The following is a 24,276-nucleotide window of genomic DNA, read 5'->3' as shown; positions in this document are numbered from 1 at the left end:
GGGCGGCACCTTGTGGTGACCGCCCCTTCAGGACAGCGGCGTCTCCCGGACCCTCAGCGGGCCGATGACCTCGTCCAGTTGGGCGTCCGTGAGAGGTCCGCCGAGGCCCAGGCCCTCCCAGCACTCCATCTCCCGGAGGCGGGCCACCGGAACGTGATAGGCGCTGAAGAAGTGGACCATGAGCGGGAAGACCTTGAAGTCGTCCCCCATCTCTCGCATCACCCAGCGCGCGGCCTCGGAGGCCGGACGGCCCTCCTCGCCGAACCGGCGCAGGCCGACCAGCAGCGCGGTCCGGTCGGTCACTTCCTGAACACCACCCTCACCCTGTGCACGGGTCAGCCCTTCAAGGCGTCGTACGTCACCCCGGTCAGCTCCTCCGAGGCGGACCAAAGGCGCCTGCCCGCCTCGTCGTTGCGGGTCCAGGGGGCCCGCCAGGAGGGGGCCGGGGCGCCGCGCCAGCCGGCGAGGGAGGGGCCGGTGAAGGAGTCCGGGGTGACATCGGGGGCCGTGGCCGCGTAGAGGGTGGGCAGGGCGCCGGCCTCGGCGGACTGGGCGAAGAAGCGGTTGCCGACCCGCATGAACCGTTCCGCCACCGTGCGGCCCTCCATCTGCACGCCCGCGGTCTGGAGGTTGGTGGCCGCGTACCCGGGGTGCGCCGCCGCGGCGATCACGTCGGAGCCGTGGGCCGCTAGCCGGCGGGCCAGCTCGTGGACGAAGAGCAGGTTGGCGGTCTTGGAGCGGGCATAGGCGATCCAGCGGCGGTAACGGCGCTCGCTGTTGAGGTCGTGGATGTCGATGTTGGCGACCGCGTGCATCCCGCTGGAGACCGTCACGACACGCGCGCCGGGTGTCGCGAGGATCGAGGGCAGCAGCAGGCCGGTCAGGGCGAAGTGGCCCAGGTGGTTGGTGCCGAACTGCGTCTCGAAGCCGTCCGCGGTCGTGCCGTACGGCAGCGCCATCACGCCGGCGTTGTTGATCAGCAGGTCGAGGCGGTCGTAGGGGTACGAGGTCGCGAACTCCCGCACGGAGGCCAGGTCTCCGAGGTTCAGGCGGGCCAACTCCGCCTCAGCGCCCGGCACTTCGCCCAGCAGCCGGTCCCGGGCCTCGCCGCCACGCCGCTCACTGCGGCAGGCGAGCACCACGCGGGCACCCTTGCGGGCCAGCTCCCGCGCGGCGGCGTACCCGATCCCGCTGTTGGCCCCGGTGACCACAGCCACGCGTCCGCTCTGATCGGGGATGGCCTTCTCGTTCCATCCGGGCATGACGGCGTTACCTCCCTCGACGACTGCGGGCCAGCCTAGGAGGGGCGGGCGCGCGGGGAGTAGGCGGCCGGGGCCATCCGCATGACATGCATTGGTCACGGAATGAACACTTCACCTCCACAACCGCGACCTGCGCATTACGGTCACCTCCTCACGTAACACGTTTCAGGGGGACGACATGACCAACCCGTACGCGCCACAGCCGCAGCCCGCGCCGCCGTGGCCGCCGGCGCCGCCGACCGCGCCCCGGACCGCCCCCAAGTGGGCCCGGAAGCGGTACGTGCTGCCGGCTCTCGCGCTGGCCCTCTTCCTCGGTGCCGGCATAGGCGCCGGCGATCAGGACAAGACGACGACCGACGCCAAGCCCGCGGCCGCGAAGCCGCAGCCGACGGTGACGGTCACGACGACCGCCACGGCGACGCCGGAGCCGGAACCGGCGCCCACGGTGACCGTTACGAAGACGGTCAAGGTCACCAGGACGGTGACGGCCCGGGCGAACGCCGACTCCGGCGCCTCGGAGTCCGATTCCGGCTCCGGCAGCGTCTACTACAAGAACTGCACCGAAGCGCGCGCCGCCGGTGCCGCGCCGATCCACCGGGGCGAGCCCGGCTACGCCTCCCACCTGGACCGGGACAACGACGGCGTGGCCTGCGACAGTTGAGCGAGTGTCACGCTTGCGGAGAGCTACCGTCCGGTCACGTCACGTTCGCGTCACGGGTTTCTCATGTCGCCGACACGGCACCGGCGTCTCACTAGGTTCGTCACCTCTCACGAACCCGGAAGGACCCGTTGTGAAACTGCTCCGCAAGCCCGGCGCGATCGTCGTCGCCGCGCTGGCCCTGGCCGTGCTGCCGGGTGCCGCCTCGGCCCATGACGGCGACCACCCGTTCGCGAACTGCGCCGAGGCCTACGCCGCCGGGTACGCGAACCTCCCCAGGGGCGACGAGCACTACGGCAGCCATCTCGACCGGGACGGCGACGGCATCGGCTGCGATCAGCCGCCCGCGGACTTCCGGGCCCACGACGACACCGTGGCCGCAGAGGACCCCGGCAGCCGGCACCGGGACCTCGCCGAGACCGGTGGCGGCGGCGACACCGCGGTGTACCTCGCCGCCGTCGGCTCGACCGTCCTGCTGACCGGTGGCGCCCTGGTGGCCTCGGCCCGCAGACGCCGAGCGACACGCTGACGCAGTCCGCACCCACGCCGCCGCCCCGCCCACGCCGGTCAGGCGTGGTCGTACCAGGCCAGCGCCGCGATACGCCATCCCTGCGGGGTCCGGACGAACTGGATCGTCTTGGTCCCGCCGCCGTCGAAGGGCTCCCCGTCCAGGATCCCGGACTTGCGGTACGTACCGACCCGCGAGGCGATGTCCCCCACGATGTCGGTGCGGTCGGAGGTCTCCCACTCGGAGAACTCGACCAGCCGGCCCTCGGTCAGCAGCCGCAGGCGGGGCTCGATGAACCCCTCCACGGTGTAGACCGTGTACTCGGGACCGGTCTTGACGATCACGCCTTCGGGGAGGACCAGCCGCCGGACCCGCCCGACGTCGGCGGTCCTGCCGCCCCGGTTGTCGAAGGCCCCGAAGAACTCGGCGGTCACCGCGTCGATCTCGCTCTTGGACATCGCGTGACGGTAGCAGCGCCCGCCCGGGGCGCACGAGAGAGGTGTCCGCGAGGGACGTACGAGAGGGCGGCACCCCCGCACAAGGGTGCCGCCCTCTCTCGTGATCCGGAACCGCCGCCCATCGGTTGAGGGTCGGGGACGGGCGGCGGTTCCGGGGTCCAGTGGCCCGGCGAGGGCCTACCGGTGGTCGCTGCCGTTCGCCGTGATCGCCGCGCGCCCCGCCTCCAGGCGGGCCACCGGGATGCGGAACGGGGAGCAGGAGACGTAGTCCAGACCGACCTGGTGGAAGAAGTGGACCGACTCCGGGTCACCGCCGTGCTCACCGCAGACACCGAGCTTGAGGTCGGGGCGGGTGCGCCGGCCGGCCTCCGCGGCCAGCTTCACCAGGGAGCCGACCCCGTCCTTGTCGATCGTCTCGAAGGGGGAGACTCCGAAGATGCCCTTCTCCAGGTACGCCGTGAAGAAGCTCGCCTCCACGTCGTCCCGGCTGAAGCCCCACACCGTCTGGGTGAGGTCGTTCGTGCCGAAGGAGAAGAACTCCGCCGCCTCCGCGATCTGACCGGCGGTCAGCGCGGCGCGCGGCAGCTCGATCATCGTGCCGATCGACAGCTTCAGCTCCACACCGGTGGCCGCCTCGACCTCCGCGACGACCTGGTCGGCCTCCTCGCGCACGATCTCCAGTTCCTGGACGGTGCCGACGAGCGGGATCATGATCTCGGCGCGCGGGTCGCCCTTGGCGTTCTTCCGCTCGGCCGCGGCCTCGGCGATCGCCCGCACCTGCATGGTGAACAGACCCGGGATCACCAGACCGAGGCGCACCCCGCGCAGGCCCAGCATCGGGTTCTGCTCGTGCAGCCGGTGCACGGCCTGGAGCAGGCGCAGTTCGTTCTCGTGCGGCTCCTGGCGGGACTCCGCAAGCGCCACGCGGACCGACAGCTCGGTGATGTCGGGGAGGAACTCGTGCAGCGGCGGGTCGAGGAGCCGGATCGTCACCGGCAGCCCGTCCATCGCCGAGAACAGCTCGACGAAGTCCTGCTTCTGGAGCGGCAGCAGCGCCTTCAGCGACTCCTCGCGCTCGGCCTCCGTGTCGGCCAGGATCAGCCGCTCGACCAGCTCACGCCGGTCGCCGAGGAACATGTGCTCGGTACGGCACAGTCCGATGCCCTGCGCGCCGAAGCGACGGGCCCGCATGGCGTCCTCGGCGTTGTCCGCGTTGGCCCGCACCCGCAGCCGGCGCTTGCGGTCGGCGAACGCCATGATCCGGTGCACCGCCTCCACCAGCTCGTCGGCGTCGTTGGCACCCGCGTGCATCCGGCCCTCGAAGTACTCCACGACCGGAGACGGGACGACCGGGACCTCGCCCAGGTAGACCTTGCCGGACGACCCGTCGATGGAGATCAGGTCGCCCTCCTCCACCACGTGCCCGCCCGGAACCGTCATCCGGCGCCGCTTGGTGTCGACCTCCAGCTCCTCGGCGCCGCAGACACAGGTCTTGCCCATGCCGCGCGCGACGACGGCCGCGTGAGAGGTCTTGCCGCCGCGGGAGGTCAGGATGCCCTCGGCCGCGATCATGCCGTCGAGGTCGTCGGGGTTGGTCTCCCGCCGGACGAGGATGACCTTCTCGCCCGAACGGGACCACTTCACCGCGGTGTACGAGTCGAAGACCGCCTTGCCGACGGCCGCGCCCGGCGAGGCCGCGATGCCCCGGCCGACCTGCGCGACCTTGGCGTCCTCGTCGAAGCGGGGGAACATCAGCTGGGCCAGCTGGGCGCCGGTGACGCGCTGGAGCGCCTCGGCCTCGTCGATGAGCCCCTGGTCGACCAGTTGGGTGGCGATCCGGAAGGCCGCGCCCGCCGTGCGCTTGCCGACCCGGGTCTGGAGCATCCACAGCTGACCGCGCTCGATGGTGAACTCGATGTCGCAGAGGTCCTTGTAGTGGTTCTCCAGCGTCTCCATGATCTGCATCAGCTGGTCGTACGACTTCTTGTCGATCTGCTCCAGCTCCGCGAGCGGCACGGTGTTGCGGATGCCCGCGACGACGTCCTCGCCCTGGGCGTTCTGGAGGTAGTCGCCGTAGACGCCCTGGTGGCCGGAGGCGGGGTCGCGGGTGAAGGCGACACCGGTGCCGGAGTCGGGGCCGAGGTTGCCGAAGACCATCGAACAGACGTTGACCGCGGTGCCGAGGTCGCCGGGGATGCGCTCCTGGCGGCGGTAGAGCTTGGCGCGGTCGGTGTTCCAGGAGTCGAAGACCGCGTGGATGGCGAGGTCCATCTGCTCGCGCGCATCCTGCGGGAAGTCCCGGCCGGCCTCCTTCTTGACGATCTTCTTGAAGGCGGTGACCAGCTTCTTGAGGTCGGCGGCCTCCAGGTCGGTGTCGACGGTGACCTTCTTGGCCTCCTTGGCCTTGTCGAGGGCCTCCTCGAAGAGGTCGCCGTCGACGCCGAGGACGGTCTTGCCGAACATCTGGATGAGGCGCCGGTAGGAGTCCCAGGCGAAGCGGTCGTCGCCGGCCTGTGCCGCGAGACCCTGGACCGACTTGTCGGAGAGGCCGATGTTCAGGACCGTGTCCATCATTCCGGGCATGGAGAACTTGGCGCCGGAGCGGACGGAGACGAGCAGCGGGTCGTCGGCCTGGCCGAGCTTCTTGCCCATGCGCTGCTCCAGCGCGTCGAGGTGCGCACTCACCTCGTCACGCAGTGCCGCGGGTTCCTCACCGCTGTCCAGGTAGACCTTGCAGGCGTCCGTCGTGATGGTGAAGCCGGGGGGAACGGGGAGTCCCAGGTTGGTCATCTCGGCGAGGTTCGCGCCCTTGCCACCCAGGAGGTCCTTGAGGTCCTTGTTTCCCTCGGTGAAGTCGTAGACGAACTTGGCTACGTGGGGTTCTTTGTTTTCCGACACGGGTCTCGACTCCCTCGAGGACGCGGTGGCTGCCCTGACGGCGAGGAACATACCCAGATCGAAGGCTTCTGGGTACGTCTGCTCGGGCGTCATACGCCCGTAACCAGGTGTCTGCCAGCGGATCGAAAGTCAAAGCTTGGCAAGCGACAGCCGTCGAATGTTTTCACTTCTTGAACACGGAGGGGCTCACCCACCCCCCTTTCCGCTCACATGAGCACCCTGTAGCCACATCTGATTTCGATCGATGAACGATCAAGGGGTGGCACTCAGTGCCACCCCTTTCAGAAGTGCAGTCGCCCAAGATCCGCTCATTCGAGCGCGACCCCTATCAGGCGTGGCGAGAATCACGCTGCCACAGCGGCCCGGATTTCACCATGCGGACGGGTATCCGGACCGCAACACGGACGTCATACGCCCATCGCCAGCAACCGCTCCTCGACCCGTTCGGGCGCGTACAGGTGCTCCACGACCAGCGCACCCGCCCCGACCAGCCCGGCCCGCTCCCCCAGCCGCGAGGTGACCACCTCGAGGCGGGCCGTGGAGCGGGGCAGCGCCCGCTGGTACAGCAGCTCCCGGACGCCGGTGAGGAAGGGAGTTCCGGCCAGATCTCCGGCGATCATCAGGACCCCCGGGTTCAGCAGCGTCACGACCGTCGCCAGTACGTCCCCGACCTGCCGCCCCGCCTCCCGCGCGAGCGCCGCCGCCCCCGGGTGCCCGGACGCCAGCAGGTCCCGCACATCCGAGCCGGAGGCCGCCGGCACCCCGGTCGCGGCCAGCCGCCGGGCGACGGCACCACCGCTCGCGACGGCGGCGAGACAGCCGTAGGAACCGCACCGGCACAGCGCCTCCGCACCCGCCGGCACCCGGATGTGCCCCAGGTCGCCCGCACCCCCGTCGATGCCCCGGTAGACCGAGCCGTCGACGACGACTCCGGCGCCGATACCGGTCGAGACCTTGACCAGGACGAAGGCCGAGCAGTCGGGGTGGCCGGTGCGCTGTTCGCCGTACGCCATGAGGTTGGCGTCGTTGTCGACGAGCACGGGGACCGGGCCGGAGCCGGTGTGCTCGGTGAAGGCCCGGGCGAGGCGGCCTCGTATGTCGTAGCCGTCCCAGCCGGGCATGATCGGCGGCTGGACCACCCGGCCGCTCTCCAGGTCGACCGGGCCCGGCACGGCGAGCCCGATGCCGCAGACCTCCTCGGCCCGCTGCCCCGCCTTCTCCAGCAGCTCGGCGAACCAGCGGCCCAGCTCGCCGAGGACGGCGTCCGGGCCGTCCTCGATCACCAGGGTGCCGCTGTGCTCGGCGAGGATCTCGCCGGTCAGGGAGAGCACGCACGCGCGCGCGTGCCGGGTGTCGAGATCGGCGGCCAGGACGACGGCATGGGCGTCGTCGAACTCCAGGGTGATGGAGGGGCGGCCGCCCAGCGGGGAGTCCACCGGGCCGCCGGCGCCCTCGCGCAGCCAGCCCGCGCGGAAGAGCCGGTCGAGGCGCTGGCCGACGGTCGCCCGGGACAGTCCGGTGGCCTGCTGGAGCGCTCCGCGCGTGACGGCTCGCCCGCTGCGGACCAGTTCGAGCAGATCTCCGGCGCCGGTCTGACTCCGTCCAGCCATGCGCACCCCCTTGTGTTTCTCAACTGTGCATTACATATTGGGTTTTGCGTGTTAAATAGACGTAACCCTACGGTAGCCCTGACCGAACCGGTCAGCCACACGTCTTTCGGGGAGTCCCGAGTGGATCGCACTGCCCAGCTCGTCACCTCTTCCACCGAGCGCTCGATCGCATACGATCCGCCGGGTTCACCGCCTTCCCTGCACGCCAGGGCCGCGCGGGTGCTGGAGGCCAACTGGACCGGCGCCTCCACCGTCCCCTCGCGCGGCCTGTACCCGCACCAGTGGTCCTGGGACTCCGCCTTCATCGCGATCGGCCTGCGCCACCTCTCGCCGCTGCGGGCGCAGACCGAGCTGGAGACCCTCCTGACGGCCCAGTGGGGCGACGGGCGGATCCCGCACATCGTGTTCAACCCCTCCGTACCGCTCGACGCGTACTTTCCGAGCCCCGACTTCTGGCGCTCCTCGACCGCGGGGCGCGCCGCGGGCGCCCCGCGCACCGTACAGACGTCCGGGATCGTGCAGCCACCGGTGCACGCGCTGGCCGCGTGGCTGGTGCACCGCGCCGACCCCGGGCTCTCCCGGTCCCGCGGCTTCCTCGCCCGCGTGTACCCGCGTCTGGCGGCCTGGCACCGCTACCTCCTGCACCGCCGCGATCTCGGCGGCGGCGGCCTCGCCTCCGTCGTGCACCCCTGGGAACAGGGTATGGACAACAGCCCCGCCTGGGACCTCCCCCTGTCCCGCGTCACCCCGGCCCCGGCCCGCTCCTTCCGCCGCGCCGACCTCGACCACGGGGCGGCCGAGGACCGGCCGACGGATCTGGACTACGGGCGGTACGTGCGCCTGGCGGCCGACTACCGGGACGCCGGGTACGCCGATGGCACCGGTGAGTTCGCCGTCGAGGACCCCGCCTTCAACGCGCTGCTCATCGCCTCCGAGCACGCGCTGGCCCGGATCGCCGACGAACTGGGCGCGACCGGCACGGCCCGGCACGCGCGCGCGGAGCGCCTGACACAGGCGCTGGTGGAGCGGCTGTGGGACCCGGCGAGCGGCATGTTCCTCTGCCGGGACCTGCGGGGGCCCGCCTCGGCCGGATGCGACGCGGCCGGACATGACGCGGTCGGACGCGACACGGTCGGACAGGCCTCGGTCGGACATGACGCGGTCGGACGCGACGCGGTCGGACACGTCACGGCCGGACAGGCGCCGGTCGGACGCGACGCGGTCGGACAGGCCACGGTCGGACACGTCACGGCCGGACAGGCCCCGGTCGGACACGCCCCGGTCGGACACGCCACGGTCGGAGCCGCCACGGCGGGCGACCGCGGGCCGGTGTTCTCCCCGCACCGGCCGCCCGCCCGGCCGACCGCCGGGCACGAGGCCCCCGCCCCTGACCTGGACCCGGCCCCGACTCCTGCCCCGGCCCCCGCGGCCCCGGCCCCGGCCCCCGGTCTGATCCCCGAGCGCGGTGTCTCCGGACTCGTCCCCCTGCTCCTGCCCGGTCTCCCCCGGGACATCGTCACGGCGCTGCTGCGCACCGCCGCCGGCCCGCACTTCGGCCTCGGCACCACCACCCGCCTCCTCCCCAGCTACGACCTCCTCGGCGAGGCCTTCGACGCCCACCGCTACTGGCGCGGCCCGGCCTGGTTCAACACGGCGTGGCTCGTGGAGCGCGGGCTGCGCACCCACGGCGAGCGCCAACAGGCGGACGCCCTGCGGGAGTCGGCCCTCGAACTCGCCGCGGCCACCGACTTCGCGGAGTACGTCGACCCGTACACCGGCGAGGGCTGCGGGGCGACCGGCTTCAGCTGGACGGCGGCGCTCGCGCTCGACCTGCTGCACGGCGAGTCCGCGGGCGACACCACGCTCCCTGGCGGGATGTCGGCGACGCACGGCACCACGATCGCGAACAGCACGAACAGCACGAACAGCACCACAGTCACGGCGGACATGGGATTCAAGGGAGGGAACCGGCGATGACGGACCGGCATCATCTGCTCGTGCACGGCGGGACGTTCGCTGCCGTGGGTGACGGCGGGGACATCAGCGGGGTCCGGGGCGGCAGCTTCCCGGACGGGCTGTTCGTACGGGACGCCCGGCACCTGAGCCGCTGGCAGCTCACGGTCGACGGCGCGGTCCCCGAGACCCTCTCGCCGGTCGCCGACGGCGACACCGCCCGCTGTGTCCTGGTCCCGCGCGGCGGCCGCCAGGAACCCCCGGCCCACACCCTCTTCCGCGAACAGGCGGTCGGGGACGGCTCGTTCGTCGAATCCCTGCGGGTGACGAGCAACCGCCCGGTGCCGACCACGGTCCGGCTCGCGGTCACCGCAGACGCCGACTTCACGGACCAGTTCGAACTCCGCTCCGACTACCGCACCTACACCAAGCCCGGCGCCACCCGCACCCGCGAAGTCCTCGACGACGGCGTGGAGTTCGGCTACCAGCGCCGCGAATGGCGTTCGTGCACGACGGTGACGGCCGAGCCCGCCCCGGACGGCGTCGAGGAGACGGGCACCGGAGCCCGGCGCCTGGTGTGGACGCTGGACCTGGAACCGCACGGCTCGGCCGAGCTGACCCTGCGCGTACTGGCCCGCCCGCACGGCGACAAGCGGGCCCGCCGGGTACCGAGCTCTCCTGCCGCCCTGAACCGTCAACTCCTGTCGCTGGAAGGCGAGTTCGTGGAGGGCGTGGCCTTCCCGACCGGCTGGCCGGAGCTGGCGGCCGCCTGCGCCCGCGGTCTCGCCGACCTGGCCTCGCTCCAGGTTCCGGCCACCGGCCCGGACGGCGAGGACCTGCGTGTCCCGGCCGCCGGGGCCCCCTGGTTCCTGACCCTCCTGGGCCGGGACGCCCTCCTCACCTCTCTCTTCGCCCTCCCCTACCGCCCCCAGCTGGCCGCAGCCACCCTGCCCGCGCTCGCCGCGACCCAGGCCACGGAGACCGACGCGGCCTCCGTCGCCCAGCCCGGCAAGATCGTGCACGAGGTACGGCACGGAGAGCTGGCGCACTTCGGGCAGGTGCCGTACGGCCGCTACTACGGCTCGGTCGACGCCACCCCGCTGTTCCTGGTCCTCCTCGGCGCCTATGTGGAACAGACCGGGGACGTCTCGCTCGCCCGGCGCCTGGAGTCCCACGCCCGTGCCGCGATCGGCTGGATGCTCGACCACGGCGGCCTGACCTCCCGCGGCTACCTCGTCTACCGCGCTGACCAGGGCGGCCTGGCCAACCAGAACTGGAAGGACTCCCCCGGCGCGATCTGCGGCGCCGACGGCACCCGGGCCGGCGGACCGGTGATGGCGGCGGGCGCCCAGGGCTACGCCTACGACGCGCTGCGCCGCACCGCGTGGCTCGCCCGCACGGCGTGGAAGGACGAGACCTACGGAGCCCTCCTCGAACAGGCCGCGGCCGATCTCCGGGACCGCTTCCAGCGGGACTTCTGGATGCAGGACCGCGCCTTCCCCGCCCTCGCCCTGGACGGAGAGGGCCGCCACGTCGACGCGCTGGCCTCCGACGCCGGTCATCTGCTGTGGTCGGGGCTGCTCGACAAGGAGTACGGGGAGCTGGTGGGACGACGGCTGCTGGAGCCGGACTTCTTCTCCGGATGGGGCGTGCGCACGGTGGCGTCCGGCCAGCCGGCCTACCACCCGCTGTCGTACCACCGGGGTTCGGTGTGGCCGCACGACAACGCGCTGATCACGCTGGGCCTGGCGCGGTACGGCCTGCACGACGAGGCGCGGGCGGTGGCGCACGGGCTGGTGGACGCGGCGACGGCGACCGGGCACCGGCTGCCGGAGGTCCTGGCCGGCTACGGGCGGGAGTCGCACGGGGAGCCGGTGCCGTATCCGCACGCGTGTGTGCGGGAGGCTCGGTCGGCGGCGGCGCCGCTTGCTCTGCTGACGGCGGTTGGTGGCGCCTGATCGGAGGGGTGGGACGGTTGTGTGGCGGCTACGGGCCGGTGGGGGCTGGTCGCGCCCACGCGGCGGAGCCGCACATCGATACGGCCCCGCGCCCCTTGAGGCCCTCACCCGACCGTTGACCAAGCGTTGGGGCGGTGTTTGCCCTGGGACGTGAACTGTGGCCCGAGACGGGCCGTACGGGAATGTGGCGGATTCGAGACCCCCTGTCGGGTCCGCCTCCTACCAGGACCCGTACGGAAGGACCCTCGGGTGTCCGAGACCCTTGCAGAGACCACGTCACCCGAGGCCGAGGTGACCGAGGCGGAGAAGGCGTCACGGTATGCCCGTTGGCGGGACGCGCACCCCACCGCCGTACGGAACACCCGCTGGACCCTGAACACCCTCGCCGCGCTGCTCGTCCTCGGGGCCCTGCTGCTGCCGAACAAGATCACCAATCTGCACGCCGGGGAGTTCCTGCGGCTTCCGGCGGAGGCGATCCTCGGGGCCGCCCTGGTGCTGGCGCTGCCGCGTCGCCCACGGCTGGCGGTGGCCGTGGCGGCCGGCGTCGGGCTCGGGGTGATGACGATCCTCAACCTGCTCGACATGGGGTTCAACGACTACCTGGGGCGGGCCTTCAACCCGGTCCTCGACTGGGAACTGCTCAACGACGCGCAGTCGTACGTGGCGGACTCGATGGGCCGGGGCGTGGCGATCGCCGCCATGGTCGCCGCGATCGTCCTCGTGCTCCTGGTGCCGACCGTCATGACGCTGGCGACGGTCCGGCTCAGCGGCCTGCTGGCCCGGCACCGGCAGCGGGCCGTCCGGGGCACGCTCGTCGCGGCCACCGTCTGGATCACCTGCTCCGCCCTCGGCCTCCAGATCCTCGGCCCGCCGCTCGCCTCCGAGCACACCGCCGCGCTCACAGGGATCCAGGCGCAGCGGGTGGTGTCCACCCTGCGGGACGAGGCGGCGTTCGAGAAGGTGGCCAAGGTCGACGCGTTCGGGAACACGCCGGGCTCCCAGCTGGTACCCGACCTGCGGGGCAAGGACATGATCTTCACCTTCATCGAGAGCTACGGCCGCAGTGCCATCGAGGACCCGCTCATCGCGCCCGGCGTCGACAAAACCCTCGACACCAGCACCGCGGCCCTCGCCAAGGCCGGCTTCCACGCGAAGAGCGGCTGGCTGACCTCGGCGACGTACGGCGGCAGCAGCTGGCTGGGCCACTCCACGACCCTCTCCGGCCTCTGGATCGACAACCAGCAGCGCTACCGCACGGTCATGGCCAGCAACCACCTCAGCCTCACCAAGGCCTTCAAGAAGACCGGCGACTGGGACACGGTCGGGGTGATGCCGGGCGTCCAGAAGGGCTGGCCCGAGCAGAAGTACTACGGCCTCGACAAGGTCTACAACGCGTTCCAACTCGGCTACCAGGGACCCAAGTTCAGCTGGTCCACGATGCCGGACCAGTACGCGCTGGAGGCCTACCAGAAGCAGGTCCACAGCAAGAAGCGCGACAAACCGCTGATGTCCGAGATCATCCTGACCTCCAGCCACCAGCCGTGGGCCCCGATCCCGAAGATGGTCGACTGGGACGACCTGGGCGACGGCTCGATCTTCAAGGCCATCCAGAAAGCCGGCAACAAGGCCTCCGACATCATCGCCAATCCCACCCGCTCCAAGCAGGAGTACGGCAAGTCCATCTCCTACTCCGTCACTTCCCTCACCCAGTGGCTGGAGCGCTACGGCACCGACGACACGGTCCTCGTCTTCCTCGGCGACCACCAGCCGATCGCCCGGGTCAGCGGCGAGAACGCGAGCCGTGACGTACCGATCTCGATCGTCGCCAAGGACCCCAAGGTCCTCGCCAGGATCACGTCCTGGAACTGGACGGACGGCCTGAAGCCGGCCCACGACGCGCCGGTCTGGAAGATGAGCGCCTTCAGGGACCGCTTCCTGACGGCGTACGGCTCGACGAAGCATCCGTCCAGCGGGTGAGGAGGGTGCCTACGGGGGTGCCGGGCTCGGTTGTTCGGCGAGTGCGGGTCCGTTGCGGCTGGTCGCGCAGTTCCCCGCGCCCCTGGGTGGGTCATGTGGACGCTCGTGCAGACGCTGACGGCGCGCAGGGGACGGGGTGGGGGGTGTCCGCCCGCAGCGGCCGGCGTCCGGAACCGAGAACTGACCGAGGGACCGAGCCGCCGGACCGAGGACGGATACCCCCCATCCCGGCACCGACCCATCCACCGGACGGAACGCGCTACACACGCCCCCACCGAAGCCGCGCGGGCCGCCGCAGGCCTCCAGGGGCGCGGGGAACTGCGCAAAAACGCCCGCCCCCACCACGCCGCACTCAACCCCCCGACGTGTCCAGTTCCGCGTCCTCTCCAACCCCCGCCGCACAGTCGTACGGATCCTTCAGCCACCCGTCCGGCAGCACAACCCGGTTGTTCCCCGACGTCCGCCCCCGAGGCCCGTCCGCCCCCACCGGCCACGCCTGATCCAGATCCAACTCATCGAGCCCGGAACGGAGTTCCGCCAACGACGACGTGATCGCCAGCCGCTTCCGCATCTCCGACCCGACCGCGAACCCCTTCAGGTACCAGGCCACGTGCTTGCGGAAGTCGATGACACCCCGCGCCTCGTCCCCGATCCACTCCCCGAGCAGGGCCGCGTGCCGGACCATCACGTCCGCGACCTCCCGCAGCGCGGGACGACGGAAATCGGTCCGCCCCTCGAACGCCGCCACGAGGTCGGCGAACAGCCAAGGCCGCCCCAGACACCCCCGCCCCACGACGACCCCGTCGCACCCGGTCTCCCGGACCATCCGCAACGCGTCCGCCGCCGACCAGATGTCCCCGTTCCCGAGCACGGGGATCTCCGGCACATGCTCCTTGAGCCGCGCGATCGCGTCCCAGTCCGCGGTGCCGCCGTAGTGCTGCGCCGCCGTACGCCCGTGCAGCGCGATCGCCGTCACACCCTCCTCGACCGCGATCCGCCCCGCGTCCAGGTACGTGATGTGATCGTCGTCGATCCCCTTGCGCATCTTCATCGTGACCGGCAGGTCCCCCGCCCCGCTCACCGCCTCGCGCAGGATCGCCCGCAGCAGAGGCCGCTTGAACGGCAGCGCCGAACCCCCGCCCTTGCGCGTCACCTTCGGCACCGGACACCCGAAGTTCAGGTCGATGTGATCGGCGAGGTCCTCCTCCACGATCATGCGGACGGCCTTGCCGACGGTCACGGGGTCGACGCCGTACAGCTGGATCGAGCGAGGCTTCTCGCTCTCCTCGAAGTGGATCAGCTGCATGGTCTTATCGTTGCGCTCGACCAGCGCCCGGGTCGTGATCATCTCGCTCACGAACAGGCCCTTGCCACCGCTGAACTCTCTGCACAGCGTGCGGAAGGGCGCGTTGGTGATCCCGGCCATCGGGGCGAGGACGACGGGCGGCTGGACGGTGTGCGGGCCGATCTGGAGCGGCGGGACGGTCGTGGACATTCCCCCATTGTCACGCACGCCCCGGGGTACCCGTTGTCACGCACGCCCCGGGGTACCCGTGCATCGATCATGTACCGACCATTAGTTAGACGCACTATCGAAATCGGCGTACGATGACCCCCATGCCCGAGCTCAGCCCTCGCCGACGCATGCTGGTGCTCGCGATCTGCTGCATGAGCCTCCTGATCGTGAGCCTCGACACCACGGCCCTCAACGTCGCCCTGCCCGCCCTCCAGCGCGGCCTGGACGCGAGCACGGCGGGCCTCCAGTGGACGATCGACGCGTACACCCTCGTCCTCGCCTCCCTGCTGATGCTGGCCGGCTCCACCGCCGACCGGATCGGCCGCAAGCGGGTCTTCATGGCCGGTCTGGTCGTCTTCACGATCGGCTCCGCGCTGTGCTCCGCCGCACCGAACCTGGACGCGCTGATCGCCTTCCGCATGGTGCAGGCGGTCGGCGGCTCGATGCTCAACCCGGTCGCCATGTCGATCATCACCAACACCTTCACGGACCCGCGCGAGCGGGCCCGGGCCATCGGGGTGTGGGGCGCGGTCGTCGGCATCTCCATGGCCGCGGGTCCGCTGGTCGGCGGCGTGCTCGTGGACGCGGTCGGCTGGCGCTCGATCTTCTGGGTCAACCTGCCCGTCGGAATCGCCGCGCTGCTGCTCACCCTGCGGTACGTCCCCGAGTCCCGGGCACCCAGGGCCCGCCGGCCCGACCCGGTCGGACAGGTCCTCGTCATCGCCCTGTTCGGCTCGCTGACGTACGCGATCATCGAGGCCCCGACCTCCGCCCTCGGCTCGGTGCTGCCCTTCGTCGCGGTGGCCGCCGTAGCGCTGGCGGGACTCCTCTGGTACGAGCCCCGGCGCGACGAACCCCTCATCGACCTGCGGTTCTTCCGGTCCGCGCCGTTCAGCGGGGCGACCGTGATCGCGATCAGCGCGTTCGCGGGTCTCGGCGGGTTCCTGTTCCTCTCGACGCTGTACCTCCAGAACGTCCGGGGCCTGGACGCGCTGCACGCCGGCCTGTGGATGCTGCCGATGGCGGTACCGATGTTCCTGTGCGCGCCGCTGGCCGGACGGCTGGTGGGTTCGCGCGGGCCGCGGTTGCCGTTGCTGGTCGCGGGGTTCGCCATGACGGCGAGCGGGGTCCTCTTCGCGGCCTTCGACGCGGAGACGTCCGACGTGACGCTGCTGCTCGGGTACGTGGTGTTCGGGATCGGGTTCGGGTTCGTCAACGCGCCGATCACGAACACGGCGGTGTCGGGGATGCCGCGCGCCCAGGCGGGGGTTGCGGCGGCCGTCGCCTCCACCAGCCGTCAGCTCGGGCAGACGCTCGGGGTGGCGGTGATCGGGGCGGTGCTGGCGTCCGGGTTGAGCTCCTCGTCGTACAAGGAGAAGTTCGTGTCCGCTGCGGTGCCGGGGTGGTGGATTCTGGCGGCCTGTGGGCTTGCCGTGCTGGTGCTCGGCGCGGTGACCACTGGGCCGTGGGCCCGGCGTTCTGCTGAGCGTGCGGCTGAGCGGTTGGAGTCTGCGGAGGTGCGCGAAGCAGCGGGGGTCAGCGCGTAGTTCTGCGGGTGCGGGTCAGTGGGGGCTGGTCGCGCAGTTCCCCGCGCCCCTGGGTAGGTCTCATCACCCCAACCGATCTCGTACCGTTCGCTCCACCGCCGGCACGAACCTCTGGCCCGCCACCGCCAGTCCGATCGCCGCCCCCACCCCCGCCCACGCCACCGGCCCCAGCGGTGTGCAGCCGAAGAGGCTGCTCACGCCCGGGGTCTCCACCACCGCGAACAACACCGCCGCCGAGCCCAGGGTCGTCACCCGGACCAGAGGACTCTCCTTCCTGTCCGCCCACGTCTGGGCCAACTGCGTGCCGACCACCGCGCACAGGGCCATCGTGGTCGAGCGGCGGGCCGTGCCCGGGGTGAAGCGGCCGATGAGCCAGGCGACCGTGGCGCCGAGGCAGGTGGTGAGGGCCCGGGCGCGGATCTGGCGGGTCAGGGCGGGGCCCAGGACCGTGTCGACCGACGGGTCGTCGCCGGAGTCGGTGGGCCGCTCCGTGGGCGTCACCGCGACCGCCATCGCCGGGAACAGGTCGGTGAAGAGGTTCACCAGGAGCATCTGGCGGGTGGACAGGGGCGCGGCGCCGGAGAGGAGGGTGCCGAGGATGCCGAAGCCCACCTCGCCCGCGTTGCCGCCGATGAGGATGGCGATGGCGTCGGCGACGCTGTGCCACAGGGCGTGCCCCTCGCGGACGGCCTCGATGAGGACGGAGAGGTCGTCGCCGGTGAGGACGAGGTCGGCGGCGTTGCGGGCGGCGGCCGAGCCGCGGGCGTTGATGCCGACGCCGATGTCGGCGGCGCGGATGGCGGCCGCGTCGTTGGCGCCGTCGCCGACCATGCCGACGACCCGGCCGGCGTCCCGGAGGGCCTCGACGACCTGGAGTTTCTGCTCGGGCGCGACCCGGGCCACCACATCGGCGTCGCGCAGCATCCGGGAGCGCGCGGAGCGGTCGGCGGCGGCGAGTTCGTCCCCGGTGACGACGGTGGCGTCCTCGGGCCAGCCGAGGTCGGTGGCGATGGCGTGGGCGGTCCGCGGGTGGTCGCCGGTCAGCACGACCGGCCGTACGCCGGCCTCGCGCAGCCCGTGCACCAGCGCGGGCGAGGTCTCCCGGGGAACGTCGGCGAGGCCCAGCAGGCCCACGAACTCCAGGTTCCGCAGGGGCTCTTCGAGCACGGCCTGCGTGTCCCCGTCGACCGTACGGCGGGCGACCGCCAGGACGCGCAGTCCGTCGGCGGCGAGGGAGTGGGCACGGTCCTCGGCGTCGGCGGGGAGGCCGGCGCAGGCCGGCAGGACGGTCTCCGGGGCGCCCTTGACCACCAGGACCGGGGTGTCGTCGCCGGAGTGTCCGACGGCGGCCGCGTAGCCGCGGGCGGCCTCGAAGGGGAGGCCCTCCAGCTGGGTCCAGTGCTCGTCGGGGGCGGCCGCGTCCAGGACGGCCTCGTCGGTGGCGTGGGCCGGGCGTTGCCCGGGGTCGCCGTCGAGCTGGGGGCAGGCGCGGGCGGCGACGCGCAGCGGGCCGTCGGCGCCGGGTTCGCCGGGGGTGCGGGCGGTGCCGTCCGGATCGGTGACCCGGACCAGGCGCAGCCGGTTCTCGGTGAGGGTGCCGGTCTTGTCGAAGCAGATGGTGTCCATGCGGCCCAGCGCCTCCAGGGTGCGCGGGGCGCGGACCAGGATGCCGTGCGCGCTGAGCCGGCGAGCGGCCGCGAGCTGGGCGACCGTGGCGACCAGCGGCAGCCCTTCCGGTACGGCGGCCACCGCGACCGCCACTCCCCCGCTGACGGCCTGCCGCAGGGGTGTGCCGCGCAGCAGGGCGAGGCCGGTGACGGCGGCGCCGCCGGCCATCGTCAACGGCAGGGCCTTGCGGGTGAGTTCCTGGAGCCGGGCCTGGACTCCGCCGGCGGCCGGGGTGCGGGCGGCGAGCGCCACGGCACGGGCGGCCTCGGTGCGTTCGCCGGTGTCCACGACGACCGCGCGGGCCCGTCCGGCGACCACGGTCGTGCCTTCGAAGACCATGCAGTGCCGTTCGGCGACCGGGGCGCGCGGGCTCGGGTCGGTGTGCTTGTTCACGGGGAGGGACTCGCCGGTGAGCGCGGACTCGTCGACCTCCAGGCCGTCCTCCCACAACAGGCGGGCGTCGGCGGGCACGACGTCGTCCAGGGTGAGCTCGACGACGTCACCGGGGCTGAGCCGGGCGGCGTCGACCACGTGCGGTTCCTCGTCGTGGTCCGGCTCAGCCACCCGGGCCTTCTGCTGCTGCTGGGCGAGCAGCCCGGACAGGGCCCGCTCGGCGCGCAGCCGCTGGAGCCCGCCGACGAGCGCGTTCAGGTCGAGGGCGCCGACCACCAGCAGGGCGTCCATCGCGGAGCCGAGGATCGCGGAGGCGGCCGAACCGACCGCCAGGACGGGGGTGAGCGGGTCGTCGAGCTCCCCGCGCACGGCCCTGGCGAGCTGCGCCGACCACCTGGCGGGTGCCAGCACGGGCAGTCGTACGACGGTCTCGGCGCCGGCGCGCACCCGTCCGGTGGTCTGTTCGACGAGCGTGGGCTCCGGGGGCGCGTCCCGCTCCAGACGGTCGCGTACGTCGTCCGGGTGCAGGGCGTGCCAGGCCACCCTGGGTCGCGGGTGGGGCAGGCCGGCGGCCGCGACGCGCAGGGCGGCACGGGCGCCGCTGAGCAGGGCGGCGGCCGCGGCGGCGTCGACGGGCGCGTGCCGGAGGCCGGGGAGTGCCGTACGGCGGCCGCCGCGGCCCGACTCGCCGACGGCGACGAGGAGTCCGGACAGGGCGGCGCCGGACCGGGCCAGGGTCTGGGAGCGGCGGCCGACCGCGCGGGCGGCGGGGACGGCGGTCAACAGCCGCCAGACGTCGGGGAGTCCGCGCGGGGCGAGGACGTCGGCGCCCCAGGCGACCGCGCAGCCGCCGTCGGTGAGGGAGACGGCGATGTCGCCGCGGAGGAGTCCGGCGACGACGTCGGCGTCCTGCGGGCGGGCGACGGTGAGGACGCCGGCCCCGTCCTCGCTCTCGTCGCGGAGTCGGTCGACGACCTCCCTCAACGGCCTTTCCGCGGACACGACTTGGTCGGCGAGGCCGGTGAAGTCTGCGAGGGCCGGGTCGTCCAGGACGACGACCCGGAGTCCGGCGCGGCGGGCCGCGTCCAGTACGGGCTCGGCCCAGGGGTCGGCGCCCGCGCCCGGGGTGCGCAGGGCGCTCGGGTGCAGCAGGACGGTGCCGACGGTCTCCAGCAGGCGCAGCCGGTCCGGGTCGCGCACCAGGACGCCGGAGCGGGACAGGGCGGCGCTCAGGACGGCGTGGTAGGCGGCGGGGCCGTAGCGGGCGGCCTTGGGGGAGCCGGCGAGGACGGCCTCCGCGGCCTCGGTCACGTCGTGCTTGACGAGCAGCGCGGCGACAGCGCCGGCGAGGCTGCCCGCGGAGGCGTGGCCCGCGTACTCCTGGGCGGGTGAGGGCAGCGGCGGTGGGCGCAGGGCCGGGTCCCCGGGCACGCTGTCCCGTTCGGGGACGCACAGGTCGTCGTGGACGGCTTCGAAGGCGGCCGTCCGCACGATCGCCTCCGCCAACTGGCAGGCGCGCAGGGTGCCGTCGAGCAGCAGGGAGGTGGGGCTCTGGCCGGCGCCGTGCACGGCGGCGTTGACGACGGCGAGCGCCACGTCGGTCCGTGCGGCGCCGAGCCGGCCTCGCAGCCAGCCCCTGAAGCGGGGGTTCTCGCGCAGCAGCATCACTCCGGCGGTCAGCGGCCGCGGCGAGGCGGGCAGCCGCAGCGCGGACCCGGTGACCGCGGCGACCACCCCGACGGCGTCGGCGCCGAGCGCGAGGGCGGCGGTCCGTACCGAGCCGGGGTCGCCGGGGTGGGCGAGTTCCTCGACGTCCTGTGCGCCGGCCGCCGTGAGTCCGTGTCGCTCGGCGAGTGCGGCCACCCGTGCGACGACCCGGTCGGTGGCGACCCCCTCGGCGGCGGTGACGACCAGCCGCCCGAGACCTCGGTCCCAGTAGGCCAGCACGATGTCGGGGTGCTCGGCGAGAGCGGCGGCGAGGCGGCGGGCGCGGTGTTCCTGCCCCTGGTCCGCCCGTTCGTCCGTCTCCTGCGTGCGCAAGGGCACGTGGACGCGGGGGCCCGCTCGCCAGTCCTGGGGCGCTCCCGGGAGGGCCGCGCGAGCCGCTCTGGCGGCGCGGGCCGCGAAGTCGGCGGTGCGTACGCCGGCGCGGGCCGTTCCGGCCGCGGCTCCGGCGGCGGCGCCGATCGCGGGGGGCGTGGCGCGGGCGAGCAGCCGGGGGCCGGCCAGGAGGAGGTTCGCGGCGGTGGTCTTGGGGCGGGTGAGGAGTGCTTGGTTCATCGCTCGCTCTCAGTGGCCGGACCGGTTACGTCCCGTGGTGGACCCCCCAGGACCGCCCTGCCCCGGCGGCACCGACGGGCTCTCGTGCGGGGGGAGCTTGCCGGAGGGCGACGAGGAGGTGGCCGCAGCGGCGGCGGTCGCCGCTCCAGGCGATCCGTGCGAGGCGGCCAGCACCTTCGGCGTGGGCCCGCCCGCGGCGTCCCCCGAAGGCGCGGCGCCCGTGTCGCCCGAAGGCGCGGCGCTCGTATTCCCCGAAGGCTCGGCGCTCGCGTCCCCAGAAGGCTCGGCGCTCGTATCCCCCGGAGGCTCGGCGCTGGCGTCCCCCGAAGGCGCGGCCCTCGTGTCCCCCGATGGCGCGGCGCTCGCGTCCCCCGACGGTCCGGCGCTGGCGTCCCCCTCCCCCGGCCTCGGCTGTGTCAGCCAGGCCACCGCCGCCCCGGTGACCGCGATCGGCCATTCCACGATGCCCGCGACACCGAGCACTCCGGCGCCGGCGTACACGGCGTACCGCCGGCCGCGCGGGGACACCGCCCCGACCCGGTCCAGGGCCCCGCCGGCCACCCGGCCCACCGTCCCGGCCCCGGGAACCTTCCCCAGCACCGACACGGCGGCCCGCAGCGGCTGCGGAAGCTGTTGCGGTTCCTTCTCCGATGCCTGGTCCGGGGACGTGTGCGCTGCCTGCTGCGACGACTTCTGCTCGGCCATGACTCGCCTCGCCCGACTCGCTCGCCTGTGGGGATCTCCCCTCCGGACCGCCCGAGTGCCCGAACCCGGCCCGCTCACCCCACCGGACGGGGATGTGATCAGGCGTTCTGAAGCGCGGGCCGACCCGCGTCCCGCAGCGCCTCGGCGAGGTGCTCCGCGTGGGGGTGCGGGTTGGTGCGCGGAAAGGCGTAGTGGAGGACGGCCGGCGGGGCTCCGGTGAGCGGGAGGTAGAGGACATCGGGGTCGGGGTGCTGGCTCGCCACCGACGCCGGAAGGACGCCCACACCCCGCCGGGCCGCCACCGCGTGCAGGTACTCGTCCAGGTTGGCGGCCTCGGCCCCGACCTCGGGGCGGGCCCCCACCGGCCAGTCATCCGGTGTGAGGGTGCCGCTGACAGTGTTGAGGACCAGGCAGCGGCGGCCCAGGTCGCGCCAGCTCACCCGGGGCCGGGTGGCGAGGGTGGAACGGACCGACACCGCGGCGACCCTCTCCTCGCGGGCGATCTCCACGGCGTGCAGGCGGGGGTCCTCCACGGCTCCCCACAGCAGCGCCGCGTCCACCGCCCCGGTGTGCACGCCGGCCAACCGCTCGTCCCGGCGCACCGGCTCGACCAGGATGTGGTGCCGGCTTTCGACCAGGTCGATGGCGTCCCGGCCGCGGCGCCGGGGGAAGCCCCAGGTGTAGCCCAGGCTGAGAGGTTCGTCCTGCGGGACGGGACGCAGGGCCGCCTCCAGGCGGGGCAGCAGCACCTGGAGTTCGGCGCGGAGCCGCTCGCCGTCCGGGGTCAGCCGGGGGTGGCGGGTGGTGCGGTCGAGCAGGTGGCAGCCGACCTGCTCCTCCAGCCTGCGGATGGTGCGGCTGAGCGTGGGCTGGGGGATGCCGAGCCGTTCCGCGGCCCAGGTGAAGTGCTGTTCCTCCGCGAGGGTGAGGAAGCAGCGCAGCTGGTGCAGTCCTACGTCCATTGCCACGACGGTACTACTCACGCGCGGTGACCGATTCCGGCGCCCGCGCTTCCGGCCGGCTCTCGTGGTCCGAGTGCGCGGGCCTGGGCATCCGGACCAGGACCAGGTGCAGCATCAGCCCGACCGCCACCAGGCCGCCCGTCCAGTACGGCAGGTCCGCGGGGGCCACTCCGGATGCGAGGACGACCCCGCCCAGGGCGGAACCGAGCGCGCTGCCGAGGTAGACGGCCGAGCTGTTGAGGGAGACGGCGACGGGCGCCTGGTCGGGGCGGGCGGCGATGAGCTGGTGCTGCTGGGGCACTTGGAGCGCCCAGCCGGTGGCGCCCCACACCCCCAGCGGCACGGCGAGCAGCCAGGTGGTCTCGGCCGCGAGGGGCAGCAGCAGGTGGGAGAGGCACAGCAGGAGCAGGACGACGGTGACGACGGCGTACGGCCGTCCCGTGCGATCGACGATCCGGCCGATCAGCAGGCTTCCGGCCACCCCGCCCAGGCCCCAGGCCCACATCGCGCCGAGCGTCCCGTCGATACCGCCGGCGTCGGCGAGGAAGGGTGCGAGGTAGGTGTACAGACCGAGGCTGGTGACCCCGGCGATCAGGGACACGCCGGCGATCGCGGCGACGGGTCGCCGGGCCAGGATGCGGGCCCGTTCGCGCAGGGGCGGCGGCGGGGTGGCCGCCAGGCGGGGCAGGGCGAGGGCGACCCCGGTGACGGCCACGGCGCCGAGGCCGGTGATCAGCCAGAGCGTGCCGCGCCAGCCGACATGGTCGGCGAGCAGCACACCCACCGGCACGCCGATCACCGTGCCGATGCTCATCCCGCCCATGACCAGGGCGAGGGCCCGGCCGCGCCGCTCCTCACCGGCGAGGGAGGCGGCGGTGGCGGCGGCCATCGGCGAGTAGACGCCGGCGCCGACGCCCGCGAGGGCCCGGGCGACGAGCAGCACGGCCAGGCTGCCGGCGACGGCGGTCAGCGCGTTGGCGAGGGTGAACAGCAGGAGTGCCGCGGTGAGGACGGTCTTGGCGGGCCGTCCTGCCAGGGCGGTCGCGAAGACCGGGGCGGCGAGGGCGTAGCACAGGGTGAACAGGGTCACCATCTGTCCTGCCGCGGACTCGCTGGTGTGCAGGTCGGCGGCGACCTTGGGCAGCAGCCCGGCCATGACGTAGGCGTCGAGGCCGAGCGCGAAGGCGCCGAGGACGAGGATGAAGAGCCGGTTCATGGGGGTGGTGGGGGTGGGTGTGGTCATCCGAGGCGCTCCCAGTCCACTTCGGTCACCGGGGTGCGGCCCTGCGGGAAGTAGCGGGCCGGGCCGGTGCTGCGGGCGGTGGTTTCGATGTCGTTGAGCAGGCGCTGCGTGGCGACGGACTCGGCGAGCCCGGCGAACGGCACCCTCGGCGCGGTCCCGTCGGCGACATGACGTACGACGTCCAGGGCGAGTCGGCGCAGTTTGACGACGGCGCGCTGTGCGTCGGGAACCTGGGCGTCCCGGGTGTCCACCTCGCACAGGGTGCGTTCCTGACCGTCCTCGCGCCGCCAGACACGCGGACGATGTTGGTGAAGCTGCTGTATGACCTCGCTGGTGACGCCGACGGTCGGGCGGTGGTCGTTGATGCGGTCCCTGCCCCACGTCAGGTGGGCGCGGGCGAGCCGGAGTCCTTGCTCACGGACGTAGGAACGTGCGGGGAGGTGAGGGGCTTCTCGCCGAGGGCACCCTCCAGGCTCGGGTGGTACTGCCCGCCCGCTCGCAGATCACGGAGCCTGGCCGACAGGAACTGCTCGTACACGTTGTTGCTCTCCCCTGTGACTGGGCCGCGCTCGGGGGCGGCCTCGATCAGTCCGGGAAGTACATCGAGTGGACGAGCGGCTGATCCAATACGTCAGGTGCATGTTGCATCCATCTGCCGCATGGGAGGAGGTGGGAGCCGA

Annotated in this window: 18 protein-coding genes; 6 read left to right on the top strand and 12 right to left on the bottom strand. The window is 72.9% G+C overall.

Annotated elements, in window-relative coordinates:
* Window positions 1–27 precede the first annotated feature (27 nt).
* Together AQJ54_RS08510 and AQJ54_RS08505 are read right to left on the bottom strand one after the other, a co-directional pair.
* A complete protein-coding gene (locus tag AQJ54_RS08510) occupies window positions 28–303 on the bottom strand; it encodes a hypothetical protein (RefSeq protein ID WP_062235609.1) in 276 nt (91 codons plus the stop codon).
* 32 nt (window positions 304–335) lie between these two features.
* Window positions 336–1,262 (bottom strand): oxidoreductase, encoded by a 927-nt coding sequence (locus AQJ54_RS08505; protein WP_062235606.1) that lies wholly within the window; start codon window positions 1,260–1,262, stop codon window positions 336–338.
* 178 nt (window positions 1,263–1,440) lie between these two features.
* Between AQJ54_RS08505 and AQJ54_RS08500 the strand changes: the two genes are divergently transcribed.
* Window positions 1,441–1,923, top strand: a complete 483-nt coding sequence (locus tag AQJ54_RS08500; protein WP_062235604.1) for an excalibur calcium-binding domain-containing protein — start codon at window positions 1,441–1,443, stop codon at window positions 1,921–1,923.
* A gap of 130 nt (window positions 1,924–2,053) precedes the next feature.
* The gene (locus tag AQJ54_RS08495) at window positions 2,054–2,449 is read left to right on the top strand and encodes an excalibur calcium-binding domain-containing protein (RefSeq protein ID WP_062235600.1); all 396 of its coding nucleotides are present in this window, start codon (window positions 2,054–2,056) and stop codon (window positions 2,447–2,449) included.
* Between the two features lie 38 nt (window positions 2,450–2,487).
* Here AQJ54_RS08495 and AQJ54_RS08490 read toward each other — a convergent pair whose 3' ends face one another.
* The 3 genes from AQJ54_RS08490 to AQJ54_RS08480 form a co-directional block, all read right to left on the bottom strand.
* Complete coding sequence (locus AQJ54_RS08490) at window positions 2,488–2,886, bottom strand: nuclear transport factor 2 family protein (protein ID WP_062235597.1); 399 nt, start codon at window positions 2,884–2,886, stop codon at window positions 2,488–2,490.
* A 177-nt stretch (window positions 2,887–3,063) separates the two neighbouring features.
* Window positions 3,064–5,784 carry a pyruvate, phosphate dikinase gene (ppdK, locus tag AQJ54_RS08485; protein ID WP_062235594.1) on the bottom strand — a complete coding sequence of 907 codons (2,721 nt, stop codon included), beginning with the start codon at window positions 5,782–5,784 and terminating at the stop codon, window positions 3,064–3,066.
* Window positions 5,785–6,191: 407 nt separating this feature from the next.
* On the bottom strand, window positions 6,192–7,394 hold the full coding sequence (locus AQJ54_RS08480; RefSeq protein ID WP_062027792.1) for an ROK family protein: 1,203 nt from the start codon (window positions 7,392–7,394) through the stop codon (window positions 6,192–6,194).
* Between the two features lie 120 nt (window positions 7,395–7,514).
* Here AQJ54_RS08480 and AQJ54_RS46635 point away from each other — a divergent pair, with 120 nt between their 5' ends.
* The 3 genes from AQJ54_RS46635 to AQJ54_RS08460 all read left to right on the top strand — a co-directional run bounded on the left by AQJ54_RS46635 (window position 7,515) and on the right by AQJ54_RS08460 (window position 13,282).
* The gene (locus AQJ54_RS46635) at window positions 7,515–9,371 is read left to right on the top strand and encodes an MGH1-like glycoside hydrolase domain-containing protein (protein WP_248845327.1); all 1,857 of its coding nucleotides are present in this window, start codon (window positions 7,515–7,517) and stop codon (window positions 9,369–9,371) included.
* Entirely contained in the window at window positions 9,368–11,305 is a 1,938-nt protein-coding gene (locus tag AQJ54_RS08465) for an amylo-alpha-1,6-glucosidase (protein WP_062027788.1), read from the top strand. Before AQJ54_RS46635 ends, AQJ54_RS08465 begins: the two co-directional genes overlap by 4 nt.
* Window positions 11,306–11,554: 249 nt before the next feature.
* A complete protein-coding gene (locus AQJ54_RS08460) occupies window positions 11,555–13,282 on the top strand; it encodes an LTA synthase family protein (protein ID WP_211278510.1) in 1,728 nt (575 codons plus the stop codon).
* 352 nt (window positions 13,283–13,634) lie between these two features.
* Here AQJ54_RS08460 and dusB read toward each other — a convergent pair whose 3' ends face one another.
* The gene (dusB, locus tag AQJ54_RS08455; protein WP_062235591.1) at window positions 13,635–14,777 is read right to left on the bottom strand and encodes a tRNA dihydrouridine synthase DusB; all 1,143 of its coding nucleotides are present in this window, start codon (window positions 14,775–14,777) and stop codon (window positions 13,635–13,637) included.
* Window positions 14,778–14,899: 122 nt separating this feature from the next.
* Between dusB and AQJ54_RS08450 the strand changes: the two genes are divergently transcribed.
* The gene (locus AQJ54_RS08450) at window positions 14,900–16,345 is read left to right on the top strand and encodes an MFS transporter (RefSeq protein WP_062235588.1); all 1,446 of its coding nucleotides are present in this window, start codon (window positions 14,900–14,902) and stop codon (window positions 16,343–16,345) included.
* A 63-nt stretch (window positions 16,346–16,408) separates the two neighbouring features.
* Here the strand turns inward: AQJ54_RS08450 and AQJ54_RS08445 are convergent, their stop codons facing one another.
* The 6 genes from AQJ54_RS08445 to AQJ54_RS45595 all read right to left on the bottom strand — a co-directional run bounded on the left by AQJ54_RS08445 (window position 16,409) and on the right by AQJ54_RS45595 (window position 24,134).
* On the bottom strand, window positions 16,409–20,686 hold the full coding sequence (locus AQJ54_RS08445; protein ID WP_062235586.1) for a cation-translocating P-type ATPase: 4,278 nt from the start codon (window positions 20,684–20,686) through the stop codon (window positions 16,409–16,411).
* A 9-nt stretch (window positions 20,687–20,695) separates the two neighbouring features.
* Window positions 20,696–21,391 (bottom strand): hypothetical protein, encoded by a 696-nt coding sequence (locus AQJ54_RS46630; RefSeq protein ID WP_248845326.1) that lies wholly within the window; start codon window positions 21,389–21,391, stop codon window positions 20,696–20,698.
* A 98-nt stretch (window positions 21,392–21,489) separates the two neighbouring features.
* Window positions 21,490–22,353 (bottom strand): LysR family transcriptional regulator, encoded by an 864-nt coding sequence (locus AQJ54_RS08435; RefSeq protein ID WP_062235582.1) that lies wholly within the window; start codon window positions 22,351–22,353, stop codon window positions 21,490–21,492.
* Window positions 22,354–22,366: 13 nt separating this feature from the next.
* Complete coding sequence (locus tag AQJ54_RS08430; protein WP_248845325.1) at window positions 22,367–23,596, bottom strand: MFS transporter; 1,230 nt, start codon at window positions 23,594–23,596, stop codon at window positions 22,367–22,369.
* Entirely contained in the window at window positions 23,593–23,847 is a 255-nt protein-coding gene (locus AQJ54_RS08425; RefSeq protein ID WP_062235580.1) for a hypothetical protein, read from the bottom strand. Before AQJ54_RS08425 ends, AQJ54_RS08430 begins: the two co-directional genes overlap by 4 nt.
* Window positions 23,848–23,978: 131 nt before the next feature.
* Window positions 23,979–24,134, bottom strand: a complete 156-nt coding sequence (locus AQJ54_RS45595; RefSeq protein WP_159055511.1) for a hypothetical protein — start codon at window positions 24,132–24,134, stop codon at window positions 23,979–23,981.
* Between the last annotated feature and the right edge of the window lie 142 nt (window positions 24,135–24,276).

Source organism: Streptomyces griseorubiginosus (assembly GCF_001514195.1).
Classification (GTDB): Bacteria; Actinomycetota; Actinomycetes; order Streptomycetales; family Streptomycetaceae; genus Streptomyces; species Streptomyces griseorubiginosus.
Note: the sequence above shows the minus strand (reverse complement) of the source record. Positions and strands in the feature narration are given on the sequence as shown.

What these genes read in the sequence shown, in the direction of transcription:
- dusB (WP_062235591.1), bottom strand. Translation starts at nt 14,777, where the DNA reads ATGTCCACGACCGTCCCGCCGCTCCAGATCGGCCCGCACACCGTCCAG.
- AQJ54_RS46630 (WP_248845326.1), bottom strand. Translation starts at nt 21,391, where the DNA reads ATGGCCGAGCAGAAGTCGTCGCAGCAGGCAGCGCACACGTCCCCGGAC.
- AQJ54_RS08500 (WP_062235604.1), top strand. Translation starts at nt 1,441, where the DNA reads ATGACCAACCCGTACGCGCCACAGCCGCAGCCCGCGCCGCCGTGGCCG.
- AQJ54_RS08480 (WP_062027792.1), bottom strand. Translation starts at nt 7,394, where the DNA reads ATGGCTGGACGGAGTCAGACCGGCGCCGGAGATCTGCTCGAACTGGTC.
- AQJ54_RS08435 (WP_062235582.1), bottom strand. Translation starts at nt 22,353, where the DNA reads ATGGACGTAGGACTGCACCAGCTGCGCTGCTTCCTCACCCTCGCGGAG.
- AQJ54_RS08445 (WP_062235586.1), bottom strand. Translation starts at nt 20,686, where the DNA reads ATGAACCAAGCACTCCTCACCCGCCCCAAGACCACCGCCGCGAACCTC.
- AQJ54_RS08450 (WP_062235588.1), top strand. Translation starts at nt 14,900, where the DNA reads ATGCCCGAGCTCAGCCCTCGCCGACGCATGCTGGTGCTCGCGATCTGC.
- AQJ54_RS08430 (WP_248845325.1), bottom strand. Translation starts at nt 23,596, where the DNA reads ATGACCACACCCACCCCCACCACCCCCATGAACCGGCTCTTCATCCTC.
- AQJ54_RS08505 (WP_062235606.1), bottom strand. Translation starts at nt 1,262, where the DNA reads ATGCCCGGATGGAACGAGAAGGCCATCCCCGATCAGAGCGGACGCGTG.
- AQJ54_RS08490 (WP_062235597.1), bottom strand. Translation starts at nt 2,886, where the DNA reads ATGTCCAAGAGCGAGATCGACGCGGTGACCGCCGAGTTCTTCGGGGCC.
- AQJ54_RS08465 (WP_062027788.1), top strand. Translation starts at nt 9,368, where the DNA reads ATGACGGACCGGCATCATCTGCTCGTGCACGGCGGGACGTTCGCTGCC.